The organism is Bowmanella denitrificans, assembly GCF_002887595.1.
Lineage (GTDB): Bacteria > Pseudomonadota > Gammaproteobacteria > Enterobacterales > Alteromonadaceae > Bowmanella > Bowmanella denitrificans.
On record NZ_PEBU01000033.1, the window covers coordinates 1 to 2,523 of the forward strand.

4 protein-coding genes are annotated in these 2,523 nt (G+C 45.2%); 2 read left to right on the forward strand and 2 right to left on the reverse strand.

Annotated features, from left to right (window positions below; all coding sequences use genetic code 11):
- Positions 1-147 precede the first annotated feature (147 nt).
- Positions 148-591, reverse strand: a complete 444-nt coding sequence (locus tag CSR04_RS24585; protein ID WP_102798990.1) for a hypothetical protein — start codon at positions 589-591, stop codon at positions 148-150.
- Positions 592-739: 148 nt separating this feature from the next.
- Between CSR04_RS24585 and CSR04_RS24590 the strand changes: the two genes are divergently transcribed.
- Both CSR04_RS24590 and CSR04_RS24595 read left to right on the forward strand, forming a co-directional pair.
- Positions 740-1,033: a hypothetical protein gene (locus CSR04_RS24590; RefSeq protein ID WP_102798991.1), complete on the forward strand. Its 294-nt coding sequence runs from the start codon at positions 740-742 to the stop codon at positions 1,031-1,033.
- A gap of 18 nt (positions 1,034-1,051) precedes the next feature.
- The gene (locus tag CSR04_RS24595) at positions 1,052-1,579 is read left to right on the forward strand and encodes a hypothetical protein (RefSeq protein ID WP_102798992.1); all 528 of its coding nucleotides are present in this window, start codon (positions 1,052-1,054) and stop codon (positions 1,577-1,579) included.
- A 360-nt stretch (positions 1,580-1,939) separates the two neighbouring features.
- Here CSR04_RS24595 and CSR04_RS24605 read toward each other — a convergent pair whose 3' ends face one another.
- A complete protein-coding gene (locus CSR04_RS24605) occupies positions 1,940-2,392 on the reverse strand; it encodes a helix-turn-helix domain-containing protein (protein WP_102798994.1) in 453 nt (150 codons plus the stop codon).
- Positions 2,393-2,523 lie beyond the last annotated feature (131 nt).

Here is a 2,523-nt window from a genome sequence, read left to right on the forward strand (position 1 = left end):
CCAGCACATCACAAACACGGGTGGCAATCTGCAGCGCCTCTTGGGCACTGGCCAAACCGTAATATAGGGGGAGATGATTGATCTTCATGCGCCCAGCTTAGTGGGCGCTGTAGCTAGGCGTAATTTAACGCGTGTTAAAAGACAGCCCTAGTCATTTTTATTGAGCATCTTTTCTACGTCGTCAGTGAGCGAAAATGTCAGTTGCTGTGTGGCAGAGTTTTCATGGGTAGAGGCAAGAACCCATCTTTGGTCAGACGTGTATTGCCATTTGTCACCAAATTGGTCTTCGTACAAATCTGAATCGGGTATAGGGCGGCGTATCGGTTCACCTTTCGGTTTTTGCGGACTTGGTAGCAATTGGTCCAACAAAACCCACGCAGCAATTATTGCAGCCATAAGGCATGCAAATCCTAACACTTTGTCCCATCCCACCTGGTAGTGCACCAGTAAAACCATACCGACGATTGCGACCAAGGTGCCGAATCCAGGGATCAGACAAAGTAACAGCAACACTGTACTAACGACACCCACCACCGGACCAAACAGCAAGGTAACGAGGATCAATGCCAGTAAAGCGATTACATATTTCATAATGCGTCCATTGCTCAGTTATTCGCCACTTATGATGGCGCACTTTACCGGATATGAAAACCCACCAGCACTATCATTTTGACAAATTCGTAACATTGAGTAAATTTAGAGTGTCTACATTTCAGACAATGGATAATAAGGAAATAACATGGATCCTATTAATAACACCTTTAGTCGTACTCCAATCACTAAAAATACTACGCAGCCGATTCCAGATAAAAGCACTACGGCAATTAGTCAATTAAGCACAACTGATACTGTCACACTGTCGGATGAAGCCCTGGCCATTATACAGGGCGGTGGCAGCGGTAAAGAACCACCTCAAACTGAAGGTGGTGGCAGCGGTAAAGAACCTCCTTTTTCAACGCCGGATGGTAACGGGAACGGTAATGAACCCCCTCAAGCTTTAGGTGGTGGCAGCGGTAAAGAGCCGCCACTTTAAATAACGTTGGGGCTAATCGTGCAATGGAATGACTTTTATAGCCTTTTGGGCGAGATAGACTTTTGGCAAACTGTTTCTGTCATAGTGTTGTGGGCAGTTGTAGCAGTGGTGCGGCTGCAAGATGAGTCTTACTTTTTAACTGCCAGAATTGTCCTGATATCTGAAATTGCCATGATGGGTATCGAGATGCTCTACGAAGGTAAGTGGCTAGAGATTCCCAACAATATAATGATTTTTGTATGGTACTGGACTTGGATCTCTATCTACCTAGTCAGTTTGACAGTCCTCATCAGCCAACATAAGAAGTTCTATTTACATGTGGGGCGCGTAGCGATTTGCGTCGGCCTAGCATACAGTGCTGCAGTTCTTGTTCAATTATCCCGGTATTTGGATCGAACTGTATGGGACAGAAATTTACTTGTGGATTTTTATCCCTATGCTGTGCAAACGCTCAATTTTAGTATCGTGCTGGTTTTAGGACTCCCCCTCGCACTTTGGGTTTTTAGGTGGCTTTCCAGATGCATCGGGAGGCAAATTAAATCATGACTCCAATCATCTGTATTTTTGCATTTGCAGTTGTTGTTCTAACTGTGTACCTGTCACGAAAGTTACTTGAGTTGAGGCCAACACTGAAGCAGCATTCAATACAAGTCTCCGAGGATAGGGAAAACGTTATTCATCTTAATGATAAGCTGGTCAGTAGCAGTCGATTCAAAGCTAATAGCTTACTCCTGGCATCGGTTGCTTTGGACGAATTAATTTGCGAAGGACACGATACAGAAGCGGTATTGTTTGCTCGGTGCGAATTGAAAGAAGCTATATTGGATCATACTAAAGAGCTAAGACGTATCGATCCCAACTGTGTAGTGGTAGAAAAGGCAAAGCTGAGAAGGAAGCTCATCCAATTCAGCTCCGCTCCTTAGCTGCTGCAAAAACTGCCCTCAAGTGTTCTGGGGTGAAAGCCCCAGTTATTTTAGCATCTGCAACGACTCTTATCGCTTTGAGTATCAAGTTCAGGTCTTCTGGGAATGCAACCTCACGCCCTTGTAAATCTCTAATCTCGTGGATTGCCAGCAGTGCAGTTTTGGCTGAGTCGACGGCAATGTCTGCCACACTTGCCAATGGTGCATATTTTGACACCTCCATATTAACTTTTGCACCTTGCTCTCTTACACCAGTAATGACGTAGTTTACGTCCAGCCCATATCCGTGCAAACGGCTAAGCGCCTCTGCCGTTGGCGATGTCTCACCTTTCTCCCAATTTATCAAAGCACGTTTCTTTGCTCCGGCCAACTCGGCAAACGCAGGTTGACTCATCCCCAATCGCTCGCGCTCTTCCTTTAATCGTGAACCTATCATGTATTTTTATGCACCATATTTCTTGACAGGTGCATTTTAATGCACCAACATACTCAACAGTTTCCAACAATTGTTGAAAGTTCTCATAAACGCACAGGAGCAGCTATGGCCACACAAAAAACCCGTACCGC